Genomic DNA, 16,840 nt, shown 5'->3' on the forward strand with positions numbered 1-16,840 from the left:
ATAACCAAATAACGGAGGTGAAATCATGAGCGAGATTGCTAAAACACCACAAACACCTTATTACGCAGTGATTTTTACATCGGAACGAACAGATGCGGATACCAAATATGTGGAAATGGCGGATGAAATGGAGAAACTTGCATCCGTCCAACCTGGATTTCTCGGAGTAGAAAGTGCCAGAGAAGGTGTAGGTATTACTGTATCTTATTGGGATTCTCTCGAAGCTATACACAAATGGAAACAAAACGAACGACATTTAGTAGCCCAGCGCAAAGGGATATCTGATTGGTATCTCGCTTATAAAACAAGGGTTTGCAAGGTTGAAAGGGATTATGGATTTGAGAAGGCTTGAATAAGCGAGTATGGGACTACAACAAGAAGCAGCCGATCCTATAGTGACCGGCTGCTTCTTGTTATACGGCGGGAATTATAACTTTTGCACCATATAGCTGGGATTCATTCCAATCAAGCATGCCCAGTAATTTGGTAAACGCAATCTCTTTTTCGACGATTAGCTTCCAAAATTCCGGATCGTTGCGGGCATTTTCTAAAGCGGAATCTCCGGCTTGCGTTAATAAAACAGCGGAGCTTCTCTCTTGAACTCTAGATAGAGAATTATTCGAAAAAGTAAGCTCAGACGAAGGGTTACTCTAGTTGTGCAATGAAAGAAGAAAGGGTGAGAATTCATGGAAGCAAATATGTTAGAGCGTCTACCAGATCCAGCAATGTTACAAAAGCTAATGAAAATCCAAGCATCACTAAATATTATTCTTTGTCCGGAGGAATGGCTTCGTTACCATAGCTATGTTCAAGATTGGAATGAGGGTGTTTCTATGGCGAAAATAGATAATGGATCAGGGGATCATCTGTTTATTTTGTTTTCCCCTGAAGGCTCCATCATAAAAGGCTTCGATCATGAATCCGGATTAAGCCCATATGCGCAAGATGAACATAAAGTATGGCAAGGGATTTATGATGACGTCCCAATGGAACTATTATCTTTACTTGATGATGCTGCAATTGAAAAAGATGATGTGACTTTTTGTATTTGGCGTAAAAACAGTGACACGAACTGGCACAAGGGGAACGTTGAGATTCCAGAAGGAAAGAGCGATGGTTCTGATTTTTTAATGGGCTGTATATTCCATACACCAGAGGATTTTGTGGAATTTGCAACAGATTATTTTGATTGTTCACTATCCCTAGAGGTTGTTGCAGAAATCTACGATGATCTCCCCATTACGGAAGAGATGATCCATATCTTGAATTCCAGCTGTGATGTAAAGGAAGTTCTTCAAGAATTAGAGCTATTACGCTTAAGATGTTGATGAAGAAATCTTGTGACAACAGCAGCCGGAAGTCCAAATGTTCACCGCAGTGACGACCAAGCTTAGAGTTCAATTCTTTAGTGCTTTTTATAAAAATATAAATAAAAAAGGTGACTCCAAGTGAATTCACTTATAACTATAAGGCTGGCATCCATAACAGATGCTGAGGCATTGTCGCGACTCAATCAAGAGTTCAATGGCGGCGTTCACAGACCCCCGGCCCAAATTATTGAACATCTGCATACTAACCGTAACGAGCTGATTGCCGTAGCCGAGTTGAACGGTAGCATCGTCGGTTTTGGCTGCGCCCAAAGCCTGTATTCTTTTTGCTATGAGGAGCCTTATGGAGAAATTACAGAACTCTATGTGCAAGATACCGCTCGAAGAAAGGGAGCTGCCAGAGCTATTATTACTTGTCTGGAAGACGAGCTTAGGTTGCGCGGAGTGAAACGGGTCAAGGTATTGACGGGCAGAAGGAACACTGCGGCTATTCGGACCTACGAAGATTGTGGCTATGTGAAAGACGATGAGCAGATGTTAGATAAAGAGCTGACGAACGAAGCCCGCCCAAGCATACCCTAGAAAAAACAAACCTCATTTCTGCAGTTCCCACCTTGCCCGGAAGCGCTCTACGCGATGATAATTAGCTTATCACGACAGAGGGGGCTTTAATGAATGGTCAACAGAAAAATGAAGCAAACCGCCACCGTCGCGTTCGCCGCGCTAATGGCAGTAAGCCTTGCCGCATGCGGGAACTCGAACAACAACGCCAATTCCAAGGCTAAGGACACCGCCGCACCGAACGCCGCCACAGGCAGCGGCAATGCCGCTGCTACAGACGCTCCGAGCGACAAGAAGGTAACTATTACCTTCCAGAACATCTACCCTGACCCTGCAACACCGTCTTACAAAATGATCCACGAGCTGACTGACCAGTACATGAAAGAGCATCCCAATGTAAAGATTGAGCTGGATACGCTGAACACGGATCAACAGAAGGTGAAGCTGAAAACACAAGCAGCCTCCAAAGAAATACCTGATATTACGATGGTTAACCCTGCCGCTCAAATGAAGCCCTTTGTAGATGCAGGATTATTAGCCCCGCTGAATGATGTGCTCGATCAGAATGGACTGAAAGATACGTACCAAGCGGGTCTGCTCGACTATTACAGCTTCGATAACAATGTGTATGCGCTTCCTGACGGCAACAATATCGAAGTGGTCTACTACAACAAAGACTTGTTCGCCCAAGCCGGAATTGCAGCACCTCCAACCACGTTTGAAGAATTACTGAAGGACGTTAAGCTCTTAAAAGACAAAGGGATTACTCCACTGGCTATCGGTGAAAAGGATTCGTGGACCGGCTCGTTCCTGTTCATGAACATCCTGCTTCGTACAAACGGCGGTCCTGGCTTCCTGAAAGACGTAGTGGATGGTAAGAAAACATTTGAAGATCCTGCCTTTGTTGAAGCGGTAGACGCGTTCCAGCAACTGGTAGCAGCAGGCGCATTCCCTGACGGGGCAACTTCCATCGATGCAAATGCCGGCGGGAATATTTTCAGATCCGGTAAGGCAGCAATGTGGGTTATCGGTACTTGGGAGACGGGCGCGAATGATGCTTCTTCCGTAGCCGGTAAAGTGGGAGCCTTCCAATTTCCTACGGTTAACGGTAAAGGTGATCCGAACGAATTCATGCTTGCACCGGGCAGCGCATTTGCCGTGTCTGCAAACAGCGAGCATCTGAAGGAAACGAAGGATTTCCTGAACTTCTTCGCTTCTGAATATCCTAAAAAACAGTTCGAGCTGAAGAATGCTGTAGGTATCGGGCAAAAGGTAGACGGTGACCTGAAAGCTGCCGGTTACTCCGAGCTGGCTATCACTGTGGCCGGTCTGTTCAACCAAGTAAAAGGCGGCGATCTGTCCTTCGACAACACGATGAATCCAGCAACTTCACAAGTCCACCTCAGCAGCATTCAGAACCTGTTCGTTCAAAAGATGGATTCCAAGGCGGTAGCCAAAGAGCATCAGGCCGCATTTGAAGCCAATAAATAAGCCTAAGACTTCAGCGTTTCGTATAATCTAAGCTTTACTCAATTTACGCCATCTAACGCATTCCCTGCAATCGTATAGCCGTCCTGCTCGATGCGAAGCCAGCTGATTCAGGCTGCTTCGCATCGGGTTTATCATGTGCTTTTTAAAGTTAATAGCATTAATCATTAATGATATGAATCAGTAGATAAAGAAGAATCTGCTTGATTAGGAGGCGGGAAAGATGAAAGTCCTTAAGGTTCCGGCATACACAATCGCTGCCTTCATACTGCCATGTCTGTTGCTCTATGTGTGCCTGGTATTCGTTCCCATACTGGTCTCATTATATACGGGCTTATTGAAGTGGGACGGTCTAACGACCTCTCAGTTCGTCGGCTTCGGCAACTTCAAGAATATGTTCTGGAATGACCCGGTGTTCTGGCCCTCTGTTCGGAGAACGCTGCTGTACGCCGTGGCTTCCATGCTGGAAATCCCGCTCTGTCTGGGGATGGCGATCCTGCTGAACCGCTATCTGCGCAGAGCCAACACGCTGGTGTCGATCTACTTCACGCCGGTCATCTTATCAGTCGTTATTATTGGACAACTCTGGAAGACCATCTATAACCCTACTTCGATGGGGGGCATGCTGAACGGTGTGCTGGTGTCCCTGGGGCTTGAGAGCTGGACGCATAACTGGCTGACCGAGCCTAACATCGCCATGTATTCTCTGTATCTGGTGTCCCTGTGGCAGTATTTCGGCTACCATCTGCTGATTCAGTATACCGGAGTGCAGAACATTCCCGACGAGCTGTACGAAGCGGCCAGAATTGACGGGGCTGACGGCTTCAAGGCGGATCGTTACATTACGCTTCCGCTGATCATTCCGATTTTCAAAATCTCGATCATCCTGGCGTTTATCGGGTCCCTGCAAGCCTTCGACCTGGTTATGGTCATGACTGGCGGCGGTCCTGCACATGCAACGGATGTCATCTCCACCCATATGTATAACAGCTCCTTCTTGTCCTTCAAGTATGGCTACGGCAGCGCGATTGCGACCTTCCTCGTGGTGGTCTGTCTCATTTTTACCGGCATCATCAACATGATCTTTAACCGGCTTGAGCGAAAATTCGAATAGGAAAGGAGTGCGCGGACCATGCGTAAGCTTAAAAAAGGAATCGTGTATCTTCTTTTTGCCATTCCTGTCATTACCCAGCTCTACCCGCTGCTGTGGCTCCTGTTATACTCTCTGAAGACGAATGAGGAGATTCAGGACGGGAGCTTCTTTTCTTTTCCGCGAAAATTCCAGTGGCATAACTACTATGAGGCTTACACCTCGGGCAGTTATCTGAAGTACCTGTCGAACAGCGTGTTCGTTACCGCCCTTACGATGATTTGTGTCATTCTGCTGGCTTCGATGGCGGCCTATGCGATCTCCCGGTTCCGGTGGAAATACGGCAATGTCGTGATGACCATTTTCCTGATGGGGATGATGATTCCGATGCAGGCCACGCTGCTGCCGCTGATGATTATTTTCAAAAACATGCATATTCTCAACACCCACTGGTCGCTGATTCTGCCGTACATCGCGTTCTCGACTCCCATCGCCGTGTTCATCTTGAGCGGCTTCATGAGAGCTATTCCACATGAGATCGAAGAATCGGCGTTCATCGACGGGGCGAGCGTGTACCGGATCTTCCGCAGCATTATCCTGCCGGTGTCGATTCCGCCTGTCATGACCGTATGTATCTTAACCTTCATCAATATCTGGAACGAGTACATCCTGGCCGCCACGTTCATCTCGTCAGAGAGGCTCAAAACCCTTCCATTCGGGGTCTATACCTTCGTGAGCCAGTATTCGGTCAATTACGGGAATATCGGGGCCTTCCTGGTGATGGGCGCGCTGCCGGTAATTCTGATCTACTTCTTCCTGTCGAATCAGATTACCAAAGGGATGGTGGCCGGAGCGGTTAAGGGATAGGGGTAAGCGTGCTGAATTCCCTCATTGCATAAAAATGGAAAAGTTTTATAATAGGAAACGGCAGAACAGGTGCGTAAAGGGGAGAGTCTTATGAAGCTCGGCTTTCATTCCATTCATCATCGGTTGTTCTTGCTGTTTCTTTTTTGCATGTCCAGTATTCTGCTTATTGTCAGCCTGCTGTACTATAACCGGACTACAGACCAATTGCATGAGAAGATCGGTGATTTGTCGCAAAAAAACGTCGCCCAGAGCGCAGGCTTATTCACGCTTCTCTATAAGGGGTATGACGCCTTGTCCAAATCGCTCAGCAATAACTTCGAGATGATCCGCTTGATTAATGAGAAGACGGACGGGCCGGCGGTGGCCTATATCAATGAGCAGACGGTGACGAATATCATCGGCTCGATTTTTTATTCGCGGGACGATCTGGTGGGTATTCATGTGATCACGGACCGCGGCAAGATCTACAACTATGGCAACTATATGAATGTGGTCGATCCGAATTATAGGCAGGAGGACTGGTACCGGCAATTGCAGGCTTCCTCAGGGAAAATGGTCTGGCTCGGGGTGTACCCGCACTCCCTGATCGACCAGGTGGAGGACAGTCCGGTCTTCGCCTTCGGGCGGCAGCTCTATGACCTGAATGAGCATAAGCCGATAGGCATCGTGCTGTATGAGACGGACCCGCAGCCGGTGCTGGACGCGCTGGAGAATCTGAAGCTGGGCGCGCACAGCCAGGTCTACCTGATGTCCCCGGATGGACGGTTTGTCACCTCGGCCACAGATCCGCAGCCGGACACTGCCCGTCTGCCTAAGCTCCCCGCTTCGGAGCATGTGATGGTTCAGCAGGAGCGCGGCCAACTGGTTGTGGCGTCTAAGCTGTCTTTCTCGGGCTGGTGGGTGATGAGTATTACTCCGGATAAGGATCTGAATGTGGAGCTGGTGGAGATGAAGCGTTATCTCTTGATCGTGATCTCGGCGCTCATTCTGGTCTCCACGCTGATTGCTTCGATCGTATCGCAGACCATCTCTTCGCCGCTGAAGAAGCTGATCCGCGAGATGCGCCAGGTAGAGGTGGGGAACTTCGGCGGCATGGTCAAGGTCTCTTCGTATCAGGAGATTAACATTCTGGTCGCTTCCTTCAACCGGATGGTCCGGCGGATCGAGGAGCTGATTGAGCGGGTCAAGCTGTCCTCGGTCAGCGAAAAGAATGCGGAGCTGCACGCTTTGCAGTCCCAGGTGAACCCGCATTTTCTATACAATACGCTGGATATGATCTACTGGATGCTCGATGAGGAGGGCAATGAACAGCTTGGCGAGCTGGTGCTGTCGCTGTCCTCAATGTTCCGCTACAGCAGCCAGTGGGAAGACGGGGCTGAGGTGAGCCTGAGGGAGGAGCTGGAGCAGATCGGGCATTACCTGAAGATTATCTCGATCCGTCTGGAGGGCCGCCTCGTAATCGTGACGGATATCGATGAACGCTGGCTGAACATAAGGGTCCCGAAGATGACGGTGCAGCCGGTCATTGAGAATGCGGTCAAGCATGGACTGGAGCCGCTCTCGCGTCAGGGGATTCTTAAGGTGTACACCCGGCAAGAGGACGACCACCTTGAGCTAATTGTGGAGGATAACGGGGACGGAATGAACGGGGAGCAGCTTGCAAGGCTACAGGAGTCGCTGAATGTGGATGGTCCGGATAATTCTGGCGCTAGTGGCAGAGAAGGCGGCAAAAGCGGGATCGGACTCCAGAACCTGCACCGCCGCCTGCGGTTCATGTTCGGAGAGGGTTACGGTCTGCAGATTCAGAGCTTCCCCGGTGAGGGGACGCAGGTGGCGATCGTGCTGCCTATTCCAGTGGAAGGAGAGCTGCCGGGATGAATATTCTTATAGCCGATGATGAACGGGCCATCCGTGAAGGCATCAAGCGTACGATTAAGCAGATTAGTGCAGAGCATCAGGTGTTCGTGGCTGAGCGGGCGGAGGAAGCGGTGAAGATTCTGGAAGAGCAGCACATCCATATCGTGCTGACCGATATTCTAATGCCGGGCATGAACGGGCTGGAATTCATGAAAATCTCGAAACGCCGGTATCCGTATGTGAAATGGATTGTCATCTCTGCCCACAGCGAATTCTCCTATGCCCAGGAAGCGGTCCGGCTGGGAGCACGGGACTATCTGCTCAAGCCGATCGGTAAGCATAAGCTGACCGAGCTGATCGACAGCCTGACAATCGAAATCCAGCAGGACAACCAGCTCTCGCGGCAAGGCGAGCGGCTGAAGGCCAGTCTGCGGTTCCTGCGCGAGGGGGTTTTTCAGCGGCTGGCCTCCGGGCTGGATATCGGGAATCTGGACATCGACGCGTTCATTGAAGATTATCACTCCTTCTATCTGGTGATGGTTCAGCTGGAGCCTGGGGATCAGAGCGCCCGGCTGGAGCATTTCATTGTCGAGAATGTTCTCTCCGAGCTGATCGAGCGGTATGGGCGGGGCTTCGTGGTCAGCTATGACCGCCAGCACCTGCTGGGCCTGATCTCACCGGGCGAGAGCGTCCGGGTAGAGCAGTTCCAGGAGGAGGTGAAGACGCATCTGACGCATTATTTGAAAATCCCTTTTCAGATGATCTATTCCGGGCGGAGCTGTGACTTCCATACGGTGCCGCAGATCGTGAAGCGGATGCGGGAGGCTTCGGCCTTCCAGGGGCCGCCGCTTGAGCCGCTCAAGGGGAGTGGGGAGAAGGCGATTGAAGTGGCGCTGCACTACATTAAGGAGCATTTCTACGAGGAGCTGTCTTTGGAGAGAATAGCTTCGGTGGTGTTCCTGAATCCGGCGTATTTCAGCCAGCTGTTCAAGCAGAAGACGGGGCAGGGGTACAAGGAATATGTCACCTCGCTGCGGCTGGAGCAGGCGAAGCTGCTACTACTGAATCCGGGGCTGAAGCTGGCCGATATCGCAGAGCGGGTAGGCTACCAGGACATGCGCCATTTCACCCAAATGTTCCGCAAGAAATACAACCTTACCCCCACAGAATACCGCCAGCAGGAGAGCATCAGCATTCTTAGGAGCAAGGGTACTCTGTGAGGATGTCTACGACTTCGATTCTTCCGTTAATCAACAGCTCTGGGAGCGCGTTACTGAGATTACCCTTCCAGTATTCTCTGGCTTGTTCGATTTTACGGGAGAATGGGGCCCCGTCTTCCTTGGGTAATAGACTGCCGTCACCTTCAAAAATAGCTCCAGTGACCTTAAGTTTCACGATCTGCAACACTTTCCGGTGATAAGAATCGAATATGCTTTTCCACATCAGGGCGTCTTCATAGCTCTTTGCTGCGTATAAGCAAGACAAACGTGAAGGATACTCAGGATGTTCCTGTAGCCTTACCATTTCAACGATCACCTCTCGAACCGCTCGGATGGTCTGCTCCGCATACTTAACCGTAACATCTGCATCCTCTTTATCCAATTTCAAACCGTCATCAGTATAATTGCCGTGCAGGATTTGAATAACGTCTTCCCCTTTGGAATTCAACTGTTCTTGCTCAAAAAAGTAGTGATACAAGGTGTTTTTTTGCTGGTTGTCAAAATGAATGATTTGATTCAGGGCCATCTTCTTCCGGGTTACAATGTGGTAAACGTACCTTTCGCTTGCTTGCATAGTCTGCCTCCTAGTAGAATATCTGATTTAAACGTGTGAAAATTACCTTTAACTCATCACTTGCTGAAGGTGGCTGTGCTTGATTAGGTGCAAGAGATAGGCTTAGTTGCAATCTGTACAACTAAATCGCCGGATGTGCCGCTGAATCTCTGTTTAGCTGTATTTCGTACAACTAAAATGCTTCTGTATCCGTCTTTTCGCCCATTCCGCCAAATTTAGTTGTATGGAATACAGTTAAGAGAGGTGTGCCTTCGTTTTTATTGTTTTTAGTTGCACCGAATACACTTATTTCTGAATATTAGCTATGAACGCAGCTTCATACCTTACTGCAATTATGGAATTAAAATAGTGCAGTGGGCATGTTGAGGCCGTTTCACCTAAAACACAACATAACCCATCGTAGTCTGTGCACTATTGAATAGCAGAATAGTTAAAACAAACATGATGATGAGAATGGTATAAATAAAGGTGGAGACTATTCCGCAGACCAGTCCGGCAATCGCCAATCCCCGGCCTTGCTCATAGCTGTAACGGATCTCCTTGAAGGCAAGTGAAGCCAGAATGATTGCGGTAATCCCAAACAGGATGCCGACGTAAGGTATTACGATGGAGAGAATACCCAGCACAAGTGCTGCAACCGCTTTGCTGTTCGTTCGCTCCTGCGGAGGCTTCGGGTACTGCTGATAGTAATTCTGTTCGCCATAGGGTGGAAGGGGATTATTCATAATCTAACTCCTTCATAGGTAGTGAGCGAATGCTCCTATTCAATCCATCAATAATTAACCCAGTGCTCCAGCGTAACAGCGCGGGTAAGGCCAATGGATTCGGCGAGGCGGATGGAGGCGAGGTTGTTCTCCAGCACCTGGTACCTGGGAATGTAGCCCCGCTTCAGGGTATGGAAGACTGCTGTACGGACTACACGCTGTGCCAACCCCCGCTGTCTGGCAGCTTCTATGGTACGTACGCCGCCTATCTCCCAGATTCGCTCCTCATTGCGGTACACCATACATGTACTGAGTGGCGTATCCCCGTCAAATAACGTCACAGCGAACGCCCCGTCTTCAAAATACTGCGTGATTTCCTCTAGCGAATAATCATTCGCCATCCACAGCGGCAGCAGCCGTTCATCGATAGCTTCACTGACCGTGCAGGCCTCATCTGCGCTGAACCCCTGGCCTTCGGCCGAAGAATAAGAATAGAGACTACGGACCCGCCGCAGTGCGAAATACGGTTCCAGCGCCTGACGGTATGCATCCTCCTGAAGCTTGAAGACCAGGTTGGCGTCCTGCGGCAACCGCTTGAGCAGGGCAGGGAAGACCTCAGGACTGCTGTAGTCCATCAGCACAACGGTGTCAGCCTCCGGGTAGGTCCGGTGATCATAGCCGAAGGTTGCGGCAGGCATAAGCAGCAGCACGCCCCACTCCTCCTGCTGTTCAATCAGCACGCTGTCGATCTGAGCATGATACGCCGTCATCATTTTGAGCAGCGTAACATTCTTCAGCGGATTCCGGCGTAATCTTTCCATTATGGCTGTATAGTGACTCATGCGGGATCACTCCTTTTACTCAGATTAATAGATAGTTCAATGTCATCCAGACGCTGGAACAGACACTCATATTGAGATAACAATGCAGGATCCTCTACCTGGACACTGGATCTGTAAAAAAGGATATCGCCCGTCCCCTCATTGATCCGGCCCCCTGCTTGAAGAATCTGCTTCAGATGCCTGGCGGTTCCGAGACTGCCGGAGATGAAGTTCACCCCTTCGGGGAATATCTTCCGCAGGCTTCCCTCGAAGTAGGGGAAATGGGTACATCCAAGGACCACCGTGCTGTACCGCTTAAGGTCCAAGTGTGCCAGCTCACTTTTCAGATAGGGAATAATTCTCTCTTCGTCAAAATCAAAATGCTCCGCAAACTGAACCAGCCCGGGAAGCGGCAGACTATCTACAATCTCCCCGTGATCGATACGGTGCACCAAATCATGATACTTCTTCTCCTGAAGCGTTAAGCGGGTGGCCAGTACCAGCACCTTCTTCTGCTTGCCCTCCGATTGTTCAACCGCAGGCTTGACTGCCGGCTCGATCCCGAGGACCGGAAAGTCATACCGCTGCCGCAGCTCTTCGATTACGATGCTGGTGGCTGTGTTACAAGCGATAACCAACGCTTTGATATGCTGACTGGCCATAAAATCTACCGCTTGCAGGATGTATTCCCTGACTTCGTCTTTTGTCTTCTCCCCGTAGGGAACATGGTCTGTATCTGCATAGAAGAGGTAGTCCTCTTGCGGCAAGAGCTTAAGCGCCTGATGAAGCACCGTTAACCCGCCAATTCCGGAGTCAAAAAATCCAATTCGCATATGTCCACTCTTTCCGTCATTATTAAAAGGATTCTATTATTCTATCATTAGACTTATTGTAGAACTATAGCGCATGGATAAAAGACCAGACTTCCGCCTCTGTTGCCGGAGAGGGAAGCCTGGACAATAAGCATATCAAAGCTGAAATCAGCTCTCGTTCTTGGTCACGCCGTTTAGACTCGGCACGACATCTGCTGCTTTATCAGGAGTCACCATCTGGGGGATTTCGCTGATGCTGGCGTGATTCTGCTGGTTGTTTTTAGAATCGGCGCGGTTATCTGCACGGTCATGCTTCGGGTCTGCACTATTCTTGGGCATACTGTTCACCTCCGTCTCTGCGGGTTAGTATGAGATAGAGGTTTGTATTTTATTCCAGTGGCGGGTACAGGTTATAGCCGAAGGAGGAGAGGGATTATGGCTGAGAAGACTAAGGTTGTAGAGGTGGTTCCGTATGATCCGGCCTGGAAGGCGGAATATAGCAGAATTGAGAAGCGGATGCTGGAGATCGCCGGAGATCTGATTATCGCAGCGGAGCATGTGGGCAGCACCTCGATTGAAGGACTGTGGGCCAAGCCTGTGATTGATATCGATCTGGTGATGGAGAGCTATGACCAGCTGCCGGAGATCATCCGCAGACTGCATGCGTTCGGTTATGAGCATCAGGGTAATATGGGCATTGAGGGCCGGGAAGCCTTCAAGAGCAACCAGGATGACGGATTCATGAAATACCATCTTTATGTATGTCCCAAGGACGGCAAGGGTTACGTGGAGCATATCCGGTTCCGTGATTATCTGCGCAGCCATCCCGCTGCCCGGGAGGAATATCAGGCGGTCAAGCAGCGGCTGGCTGAAGCGTACCGTTATGATATCGATGCGTATTGTGACGGGAAGACCGCGTTTGTGCAGTCTATTTTGCGGAAGGCGTCACAGCAGCAGGAGTGAGGGTGAGCTTACCTGGGCCGGGTCCAGAATCCCTCAGCGGACGGCTTGCCCGGCAGCACTGCCTCGTATACACGCATTCCCGCCGGGTCAAGGAACCCGAATGTTCTCCAGCCGTTTAACTGCGGGGAACCGAAACAGATATGCAGCTCGCGGGCTGTGTTGTCACAGACCATGGACCATAAGGTGCCTAAGCCTTCGCTGTAATGGTGACAGCAGATCCCTTCGGGATATTCGCGTCCTGCGGCAGCTTTCATGGCTTCTACAGGATTGATAGAGGTGTTATCGTCCATAAGTGCTGCACGCAGCGCGTCATATCTTGTCCATGAGTTCTCCATGACTTGCTGATTGTGTAGCTGCATGGAGGGCAGGGTGTAATGGTTCGCCGAGAGCACAAGCTGGCTTACGCTTAAGCTGGCAGCAGTAGCAGGATGGTACTGGATCTCTTTCTCGGTACCAGCCGTCTCCACAAGGGCGATGTTCCCCTGGGCGTCAGAGATCAGGAAGTTTCTGTAGTCGGCCACCGGCATGCTGCGCATGAGCTGGACCGCCCCTTCCGCGGTAGTACATTGATCCAGCAAGGCCCGGACTACGCCTGGAAAAATAAAGCCCTCCCCGGTCATCTCCGGCCGGACTCTCCCCGAGGTGGTGGTTACGGTAAGTCCTGCTTCATTCATCCCGTCATAACGCCCGAACAGCTGCAGCGCAAAGCCGGTATGCGCCGGTTTGCCCTTCACCCGGGTTGTGCTGAGCAGCAGCTGATTATACGGCTCATCCTCCCAGCCAAAATCATAATTACGCATATGACAGATATGTCCGCTCTGTTCCCCACTTGCTCCAGTTCGGTAGGCTGCCTGTGTGCAGTGGCCCGGTGCCTGAAAATAGGAATAATAGAATACGACATGGGCGGCCTCTACGCCGGTCTCATCGGCGAAGCCTTGAATTTCTTCATTCAAGCCGGGGCAGTAGCGCTCGAAGCTCTCCATGGCTTTGTCTGCAGCATAGGGAGTCAGCGGGGAGGCTCCCATGAAGGGGGAGGACAAGAAGGATAGCATGGCGGAGTTATTCTTATGATGGGCGCCCAAGGCGCGTCCGACCTCATAATGAGTGCCTTCGGTAACGAGATGTGTAAATTGTGCGGTCTTGCGCTGTAACAGGGGATTAGCATCCATGTGAATGTTCCTTCTCTCGGTTATTCTCTGCGCAGAGTAGGTTCATTATAACGGGCGTATAGATCAGGCGGCAAAGCCTGCTGCGCCCCAAATCCCCGGATGCGCAGCCAAGCGGCGAAGCGCTGTTATGAATTAGTCACATTTTCACTGGAATAGAAGGAAATACTTGTATTATTGAGGTTTTTAAGGTAAATTATTGGTAAGACTTTCGGATTACAATTCTTCCGGAAGTGCAACCTAATACTTGGTATATGCAAGCCGAAGAGGAGCATTTCCCCCAAATGCTCCTTTTTGCGTGGGCAGGCTGTTAAGGTGCGAATGAAACGGTCTGAAGCACATAGCGGATGAGGAAGAAGGCAATGATCAGTATGGAGAAGGCGCTTAGCAGAAAAGAAACAATCTCTCTACCTGAACGTTTGGTTCGCCGCATTACGGTCACCTCGGAGTATAGGAATGGATTAGCCGTCACAGGTTATGCTCTATCCATCCATATTATACATAATTATTCCAAGACTGTAATACAAGCCAAAACAGGCTGTGCAGACCAGACTTATGTTTGTTATTGTTGCCCAAATTAAGTTAGAATGAACCTACGCCAAAACAGCTTAGAAATCATTTACTTCAATGGAGGCATTGCACCTATGTCAGATTTTAATACAGAACATGAGAATCAGCCGCTGAACCGGACCCTGTTGAATGAAGCCGGGCTGGACCCCAAGGAACCCGTGGATCTTAATAACTGCGAGAAGGAGCCCATCCATATTCCCGGACTTATTCAGCCGCATGGTGTATTGCTGGCCGTAACTCAGGACACAGCTCCTAGGATTGTCCAAGCCAGTCTGAATACGGGTAAGTTACTGGGAACAGCTGCCGAAGCACTGTTAGGAACGCCTATGGCTGACTTGGTAGGCCCGGAGCAGCTGAAGATGATGCTTGAACGCAGTGTGAATGCGAAAGAAACAGCAGATTTACAATATATAGTTATAACGATTAAAGTGGCAGATCAGCCGGAGGACTTCTTCTGCATCATTCACGAAAGTGAAGGTCTGATGATCGTTGAACTGGAGCCTGCCTCCATCGATCAGAGCGACAGCCCCAATGACTTCGACTGGATCCGCACGTTCTTCGGACGGCTGAAGCATACGGCGAACCGTCTCGAAGCCAGCCAGGCCGCCGCCGAGCAGGTGAAGGAGATGCTTGGTTATGACCGGGTCATGATCTACGAATTCGATGAACAGTGGAACGGCAAGGTGATTGCGGAAGCCAAGGAAGAAGGACTGGAACCGTTCCTTGGCCATCATTATCCTGCGTCTGACATTCCGAAGCAGGCACGTGAGCTGTATCTGCGCAACTGGCTGCGGACAATCGTTGATGTGAACTATCTTCCGGTTCCGATCACCCCGGTGCTGCAGCCGCTTACCGGTAAGCCCTTGAACCTCAGCTTGTCCATCCTCCGTAGTGTGTCTCCGCTCCATATTGAGTATTTGCAGAATATGGGGGTAGGCGCAACGACCACCATCTCGCTGATCAATAATAACAAGCTCTGGGGACTGATCACCTGTCATCACTATTCTCCCAAGTATGTCCCGCACCGTATCCGTAATCTGTGTAATTTCCTGGGCGCCTTCTTCTCCAGTGAACTGTACCAGCGTCAGCAGCTCGACAATTATCAGACGGAGCTGGAGCTGCGGACCAAGGCGATGAGGATTGTCGATATTTTCACAGGTAACGTCAGCTCTTCCCGGGTGATTGAACAGCTCGGCGATGAAGAGCAGACACTACTGGGGATGATGGAGGCCTCCGGCGCAGCCGTGTGTTATCAGGACAAGCTGATGCTGTTCGGAGTAGCACCCTCCCAGGAGCAGGTGCGGGAGCTTGCCGGCTGGCTGGCAGGGAAGTCGAAGGATTACACCTACTGCACCTCCAGGCTCAGTCTGGAATATGAATCAGCCAAAGCTTACAAGAATAAAGCCTCCGGTGTCATCTATCTCGCCCTGACTCCAGGACAACAGAATTACATGATCTGGTTCAGGCCTGAGGTGGTCGAGATTGTGGACTGGGCCGGAGATCCGGCTAAGGCCGTCATTCAGGAGAATGACGGACAGCGCCTGTCTCCCCGCAAGTCCTTTGAGAAATGGCGGCAGGTGGTTCAGTCCACCTCACTTCCGTGGAGAGAGCAGCATCTTAACATTCTGCCTCAGCTCAAATCTATTCTGCGCGGACAGACCGAGAACCAGCTGCGTCAGGCGGAAGAACAGGCCCTGCAGAATGCCCGCAGTCTGCGCCACAACGAACAGCGGTATCTGCAGCTGATGGATCTGTCTCCGGTAGCCTTTTTCATGATTACCGATGATGTGATCGCCTACTGCAATAACCGTGCAGTGGAGCTGATAGGTGAAGAGAAAGGAAAATCCCTGATCGGGCAGCCGTTCCTGAACTATGTGCAGGAGTCTTACAGGCCAGCCCTGGAGCAGCACTTCACAGACCTGAGCCAGAATGTGACCCAGTTCGTATCTGATCAGGGACAGTTCGTGAGCAGCGACGGGCAACCGCTGGACGTAAGCCTGAGTCTGGCTTCGGTCATTCATGGCGGCAGACCATCCATTATGGCGGTGCTTAACACTGGAACCGGTACAGAGGCGAAGGGTGAAGCCTATATCGATGCGGCCAATCAGATGCAAAGCTATCTGACGACCGATTCACTAACCGATCTGCCGAACCGCCAGGCCCTTGTGCATGAGCTGGATCAGCGCTGGGAGGATACGCTGAATACCCGGGAACCCTTGCTGCTGCTGTCGATTGATATCGATGATTTCCATTCCTATAATGCGGTACACGGGCTGAAGGGCGGCGATCTTTGCATCCAGTCGGTAGCCGATGTACTGAATATCATCAGCATCACGCACGGCACCTTCGTGGCCCGCTTCAGCGGGGCGAACTTCATCCTCACGATGGCGGGTGCGTCCGCCTCCCAGGCGGAGCAATTAGCCGAGTCCGTCCGTCAAGGTGTCTCTGATCTGCAGATTCCCCGCGACCGCTTTGAAGAGGAAGGGGTGGTCACTGTAAGTATAGGCGGCCTGTTGAAGGTACCGGTTCCCTCTGACCGCCCGTCTGACTTCATTGCCAAGGCGGAGAAGGCTCTTTATGAGGCGAAGTCTGCCGGGAAGAACCAGGTCGTGTTTTATTAAAAATATAAGAATTTATATGCTTCACACTATAAACTATCCTTCTATTTCTCGCTGAAACGATACCGTCCTTTAAAAGGACTACGAAGCCGTTTCTACTTGACACCCGCTAGTACTATCGTGCATCCAGAGAAGAAGCCGGATGAGTCCATATTGGACTTGTCCGGCTTTTTTAGATAGAGTTTATATGTTTTGGGGCCC

At 50.6% G+C, this 16,840-nt stretch carries 17 protein-coding genes; 10 read left to right on the forward strand and 7 right to left on the reverse strand.

Annotated elements, in window-relative coordinates; all coding sequences use genetic code 11:
* Positions 1 to 25: 25 nt before the first annotated feature.
* The 8 genes from MKY64_RS09850 (at position 26) to MKY64_RS09885 (ending at position 8,411) form a co-directional block, all read left to right on the forward strand.
* Positions 26 to 352 (forward strand): antibiotic biosynthesis monooxygenase family protein, encoded by a 327-nt coding sequence (locus MKY64_RS09850; protein ID WP_339314533.1) that lies wholly within the window; start codon positions 26 to 28, stop codon positions 350 to 352.
* 334 nt (positions 353 to 686) lie between these two features.
* The gene (locus MKY64_RS09855) at positions 687 to 1,328 is read left to right on the forward strand and encodes a hypothetical protein (RefSeq protein WP_340952542.1); all 642 of its coding nucleotides are present in this window, start codon (positions 687 to 689) and stop codon (positions 1,326 to 1,328) included.
* Positions 1,329 to 1,448: 120 nt separating this feature from the next.
* A complete protein-coding gene (locus tag MKY64_RS09860; RefSeq protein WP_340952543.1) occupies positions 1,449 to 1,910 on the forward strand; it encodes a GNAT family N-acetyltransferase in 462 nt (153 codons plus the stop codon).
* A gap of 93 nt (positions 1,911 to 2,003) precedes the next feature.
* On the forward strand, positions 2,004 to 3,380 hold the full coding sequence (locus MKY64_RS09865; RefSeq protein ID WP_209873932.1) for an extracellular solute-binding protein: 1,377 nt from the start codon (positions 2,004 to 2,006) through the stop codon (positions 3,378 to 3,380).
* A 220-nt stretch (positions 3,381 to 3,600) separates the two neighbouring features.
* Positions 3,601 to 4,491 carry a carbohydrate ABC transporter permease gene (locus tag MKY64_RS09870; protein WP_036726672.1) on the forward strand — a complete coding sequence of 297 codons (891 nt, stop codon included), beginning with the start codon at positions 3,601 to 3,603 and terminating at the stop codon, positions 4,489 to 4,491.
* Between the two features lie 18 nt (positions 4,492 to 4,509).
* Complete coding sequence (locus MKY64_RS09875; protein WP_209873933.1) at positions 4,510 to 5,334, forward strand: carbohydrate ABC transporter permease; 825 nt, start codon at positions 4,510 to 4,512, stop codon at positions 5,332 to 5,334.
* Between the two features lie 90 nt (positions 5,335 to 5,424).
* Complete coding sequence (locus MKY64_RS09880; protein WP_340952547.1) at positions 5,425 to 7,212, forward strand: cache domain-containing sensor histidine kinase; 1,788 nt, start codon at positions 5,425 to 5,427, stop codon at positions 7,210 to 7,212.
* Positions 7,209 to 8,411 carry a response regulator gene (locus MKY64_RS09885; protein WP_339314527.1) on the forward strand — a complete coding sequence of 401 codons (1,203 nt, stop codon included), beginning with the start codon at positions 7,209 to 7,211 and terminating at the stop codon, positions 8,409 to 8,411. The genes MKY64_RS09880 and MKY64_RS09885 overlap by 4 nt, the downstream gene beginning before the upstream one ends.
* Here MKY64_RS09885 and MKY64_RS09890 read toward each other — a convergent pair.
* The 5 genes from MKY64_RS09890 to MKY64_RS09910 form a co-directional block, all read right to left on the reverse strand.
* Positions 8,389 to 8,985, reverse strand: coding sequence for a DUF2441 domain-containing protein (locus MKY64_RS09890; RefSeq protein ID WP_340952550.1), 597 nt, complete (start codon positions 8,983 to 8,985; stop codon positions 8,389 to 8,391). The genes MKY64_RS09885 and MKY64_RS09890 overlap by 23 nt on opposite strands.
* Before the next feature lie 377 nt (positions 8,986 to 9,362).
* Positions 9,363 to 9,710: a DUF4190 domain-containing protein gene (locus tag MKY64_RS09895; protein ID WP_340952553.1), complete on the reverse strand. Its 348-nt coding sequence runs from the start codon at positions 9,708 to 9,710 to the stop codon at positions 9,363 to 9,365.
* Between the two features lie 47 nt (positions 9,711 to 9,757).
* Complete coding sequence (locus MKY64_RS09900; RefSeq protein WP_340952555.1) at positions 9,758 to 10,531, reverse strand: GNAT family N-acetyltransferase; 774 nt, start codon at positions 10,529 to 10,531, stop codon at positions 9,758 to 9,760.
* Entirely contained in the window at positions 10,528 to 11,343 is an 816-nt protein-coding gene (gene murI / locus MKY64_RS09905) for a glutamate racemase (RefSeq protein WP_036726685.1), read from the reverse strand. The genes MKY64_RS09900 and murI overlap by 4 nt, the downstream gene beginning before the upstream one ends.
* A 147-nt stretch (positions 11,344 to 11,490) precedes the next feature.
* Positions 11,491 to 11,661 carry a hypothetical protein gene (locus tag MKY64_RS09910; RefSeq protein WP_200869561.1) on the reverse strand — a complete coding sequence of 57 codons (171 nt, stop codon included), beginning with the start codon at positions 11,659 to 11,661 and terminating at the stop codon, positions 11,491 to 11,493.
* A gap of 96 nt (positions 11,662 to 11,757) precedes the next feature.
* Between MKY64_RS09910 and MKY64_RS09915 the strand changes: the two genes are divergently transcribed.
* Entirely contained in the window at positions 11,758 to 12,285 is a 528-nt protein-coding gene (locus MKY64_RS09915; protein ID WP_036726687.1) for a GrpB family protein, read from the forward strand.
* Positions 12,286 to 12,293: 8 nt separating this feature from the next.
* On the opposite strand, the gene MKY64_RS09920 is transcribed toward MKY64_RS09915, so the two are convergent.
* Positions 12,294 to 13,454 carry a C45 family peptidase gene (locus tag MKY64_RS09920; protein ID WP_340952560.1) on the reverse strand — a complete coding sequence of 387 codons (1,161 nt, stop codon included), beginning with the start codon at positions 13,452 to 13,454 and terminating at the stop codon, positions 12,294 to 12,296.
* 307 nt (positions 13,455 to 13,761) lie between these two features.
* Positions 13,762 to 13,884 (reverse strand): hypothetical protein, encoded by a 123-nt coding sequence (locus tag MKY64_RS09925; protein ID WP_268748454.1) that lies wholly within the window; start codon positions 13,882 to 13,884, stop codon positions 13,762 to 13,764.
* A gap of 211 nt (positions 13,885 to 14,095) precedes the next feature.
* Here MKY64_RS09925 and MKY64_RS09930 point away from each other — a divergent pair, with 211 nt between their 5' ends.
* Positions 14,096 to 16,642, forward strand: coding sequence for a diguanylate cyclase domain-containing protein (locus MKY64_RS09930; RefSeq protein WP_340952562.1), 2,547 nt, complete (start codon positions 14,096 to 14,098; stop codon positions 16,640 to 16,642).
* Positions 16,643 to 16,840: the final 198 nt, after the last annotated feature.

This window comes from Paenibacillus sp. FSL R7-0210 (genome assembly GCF_038009085.1).
In the GTDB taxonomy this organism is placed as follows: domain Bacteria; phylum Bacillota; class Bacilli; order Paenibacillales; family Paenibacillaceae; genus Paenibacillus_AQ; species Paenibacillus_AQ silagei.

What these genes read in the sequence shown, in the direction of transcription:
- MKY64_RS09865 (WP_209873932.1), top strand. Translation starts at nt 2,004, where the DNA reads ATGGTCAACAGAAAAATGAAGCAAACCGCCACCGTCGCGTTCGCCGCG.
- MKY64_RS09885 (WP_339314527.1), top strand. Translation starts at nt 7,209, where the DNA reads ATGAATATTCTTATAGCCGATGATGAACGGGCCATCCGTGAAGGCATC.
- MKY64_RS09870 (WP_036726672.1), top strand. Translation starts at nt 3,601, where the DNA reads ATGAAAGTCCTTAAGGTTCCGGCATACACAATCGCTGCCTTCATACTG.
- MKY64_RS09875 (WP_209873933.1), top strand. Translation starts at nt 4,510, where the DNA reads ATGCGTAAGCTTAAAAAAGGAATCGTGTATCTTCTTTTTGCCATTCCT.
- MKY64_RS09850 (WP_339314533.1), top strand. Translation starts at nt 26, where the DNA reads ATGAGCGAGATTGCTAAAACACCACAAACACCTTATTACGCAGTGATT.
- MKY64_RS09880 (WP_340952547.1), top strand. Translation starts at nt 5,425, where the DNA reads ATGAAGCTCGGCTTTCATTCCATTCATCATCGGTTGTTCTTGCTGTTT.
- murI (WP_036726685.1), bottom strand. Translation starts at nt 11,343, where the DNA reads ATGCGAATTGGATTTTTTGACTCCGGAATTGGCGGGTTAACGGTGCTT.
- MKY64_RS09930 (WP_340952562.1), top strand. Translation starts at nt 14,096, where the DNA reads ATGTCAGATTTTAATACAGAACATGAGAATCAGCCGCTGAACCGGACC.
- MKY64_RS09925 (WP_268748454.1), bottom strand. Translation starts at nt 13,884, where the DNA reads ATGCGGCGAACCAAACGTTCAGGTAGAGAGATTGTTTCTTTTCTGCTA.
- MKY64_RS09915 (WP_036726687.1), top strand. Translation starts at nt 11,758, where the DNA reads ATGGCTGAGAAGACTAAGGTTGTAGAGGTGGTTCCGTATGATCCGGCC.
- MKY64_RS09910 (WP_200869561.1), bottom strand. Translation starts at nt 11,661, where the DNA reads ATGCCCAAGAATAGTGCAGACCCGAAGCATGACCGTGCAGATAACCGC.
- MKY64_RS09890 (WP_340952550.1), bottom strand. Translation starts at nt 8,985, where the DNA reads ATGCAAGCAAGCGAAAGGTACGTTTACCACATTGTAACCCGGAAGAAG.
- MKY64_RS09895 (WP_340952553.1), bottom strand. Translation starts at nt 9,710, where the DNA reads ATGAATAATCCCCTTCCACCCTATGGCGAACAGAATTACTATCAGCAG.
- MKY64_RS09855 (WP_340952542.1), top strand. Translation starts at nt 687, where the DNA reads ATGGAAGCAAATATGTTAGAGCGTCTACCAGATCCAGCAATGTTACAA.
- MKY64_RS09920 (WP_340952560.1), bottom strand. Translation starts at nt 13,454, where the DNA reads ATGGATGCTAATCCCCTGTTACAGCGCAAGACCGCACAATTTACACAT.
- MKY64_RS09900 (WP_340952555.1), bottom strand. Translation starts at nt 10,531, where the DNA reads ATGAGTCACTATACAGCCATAATGGAAAGATTACGCCGGAATCCGCTG.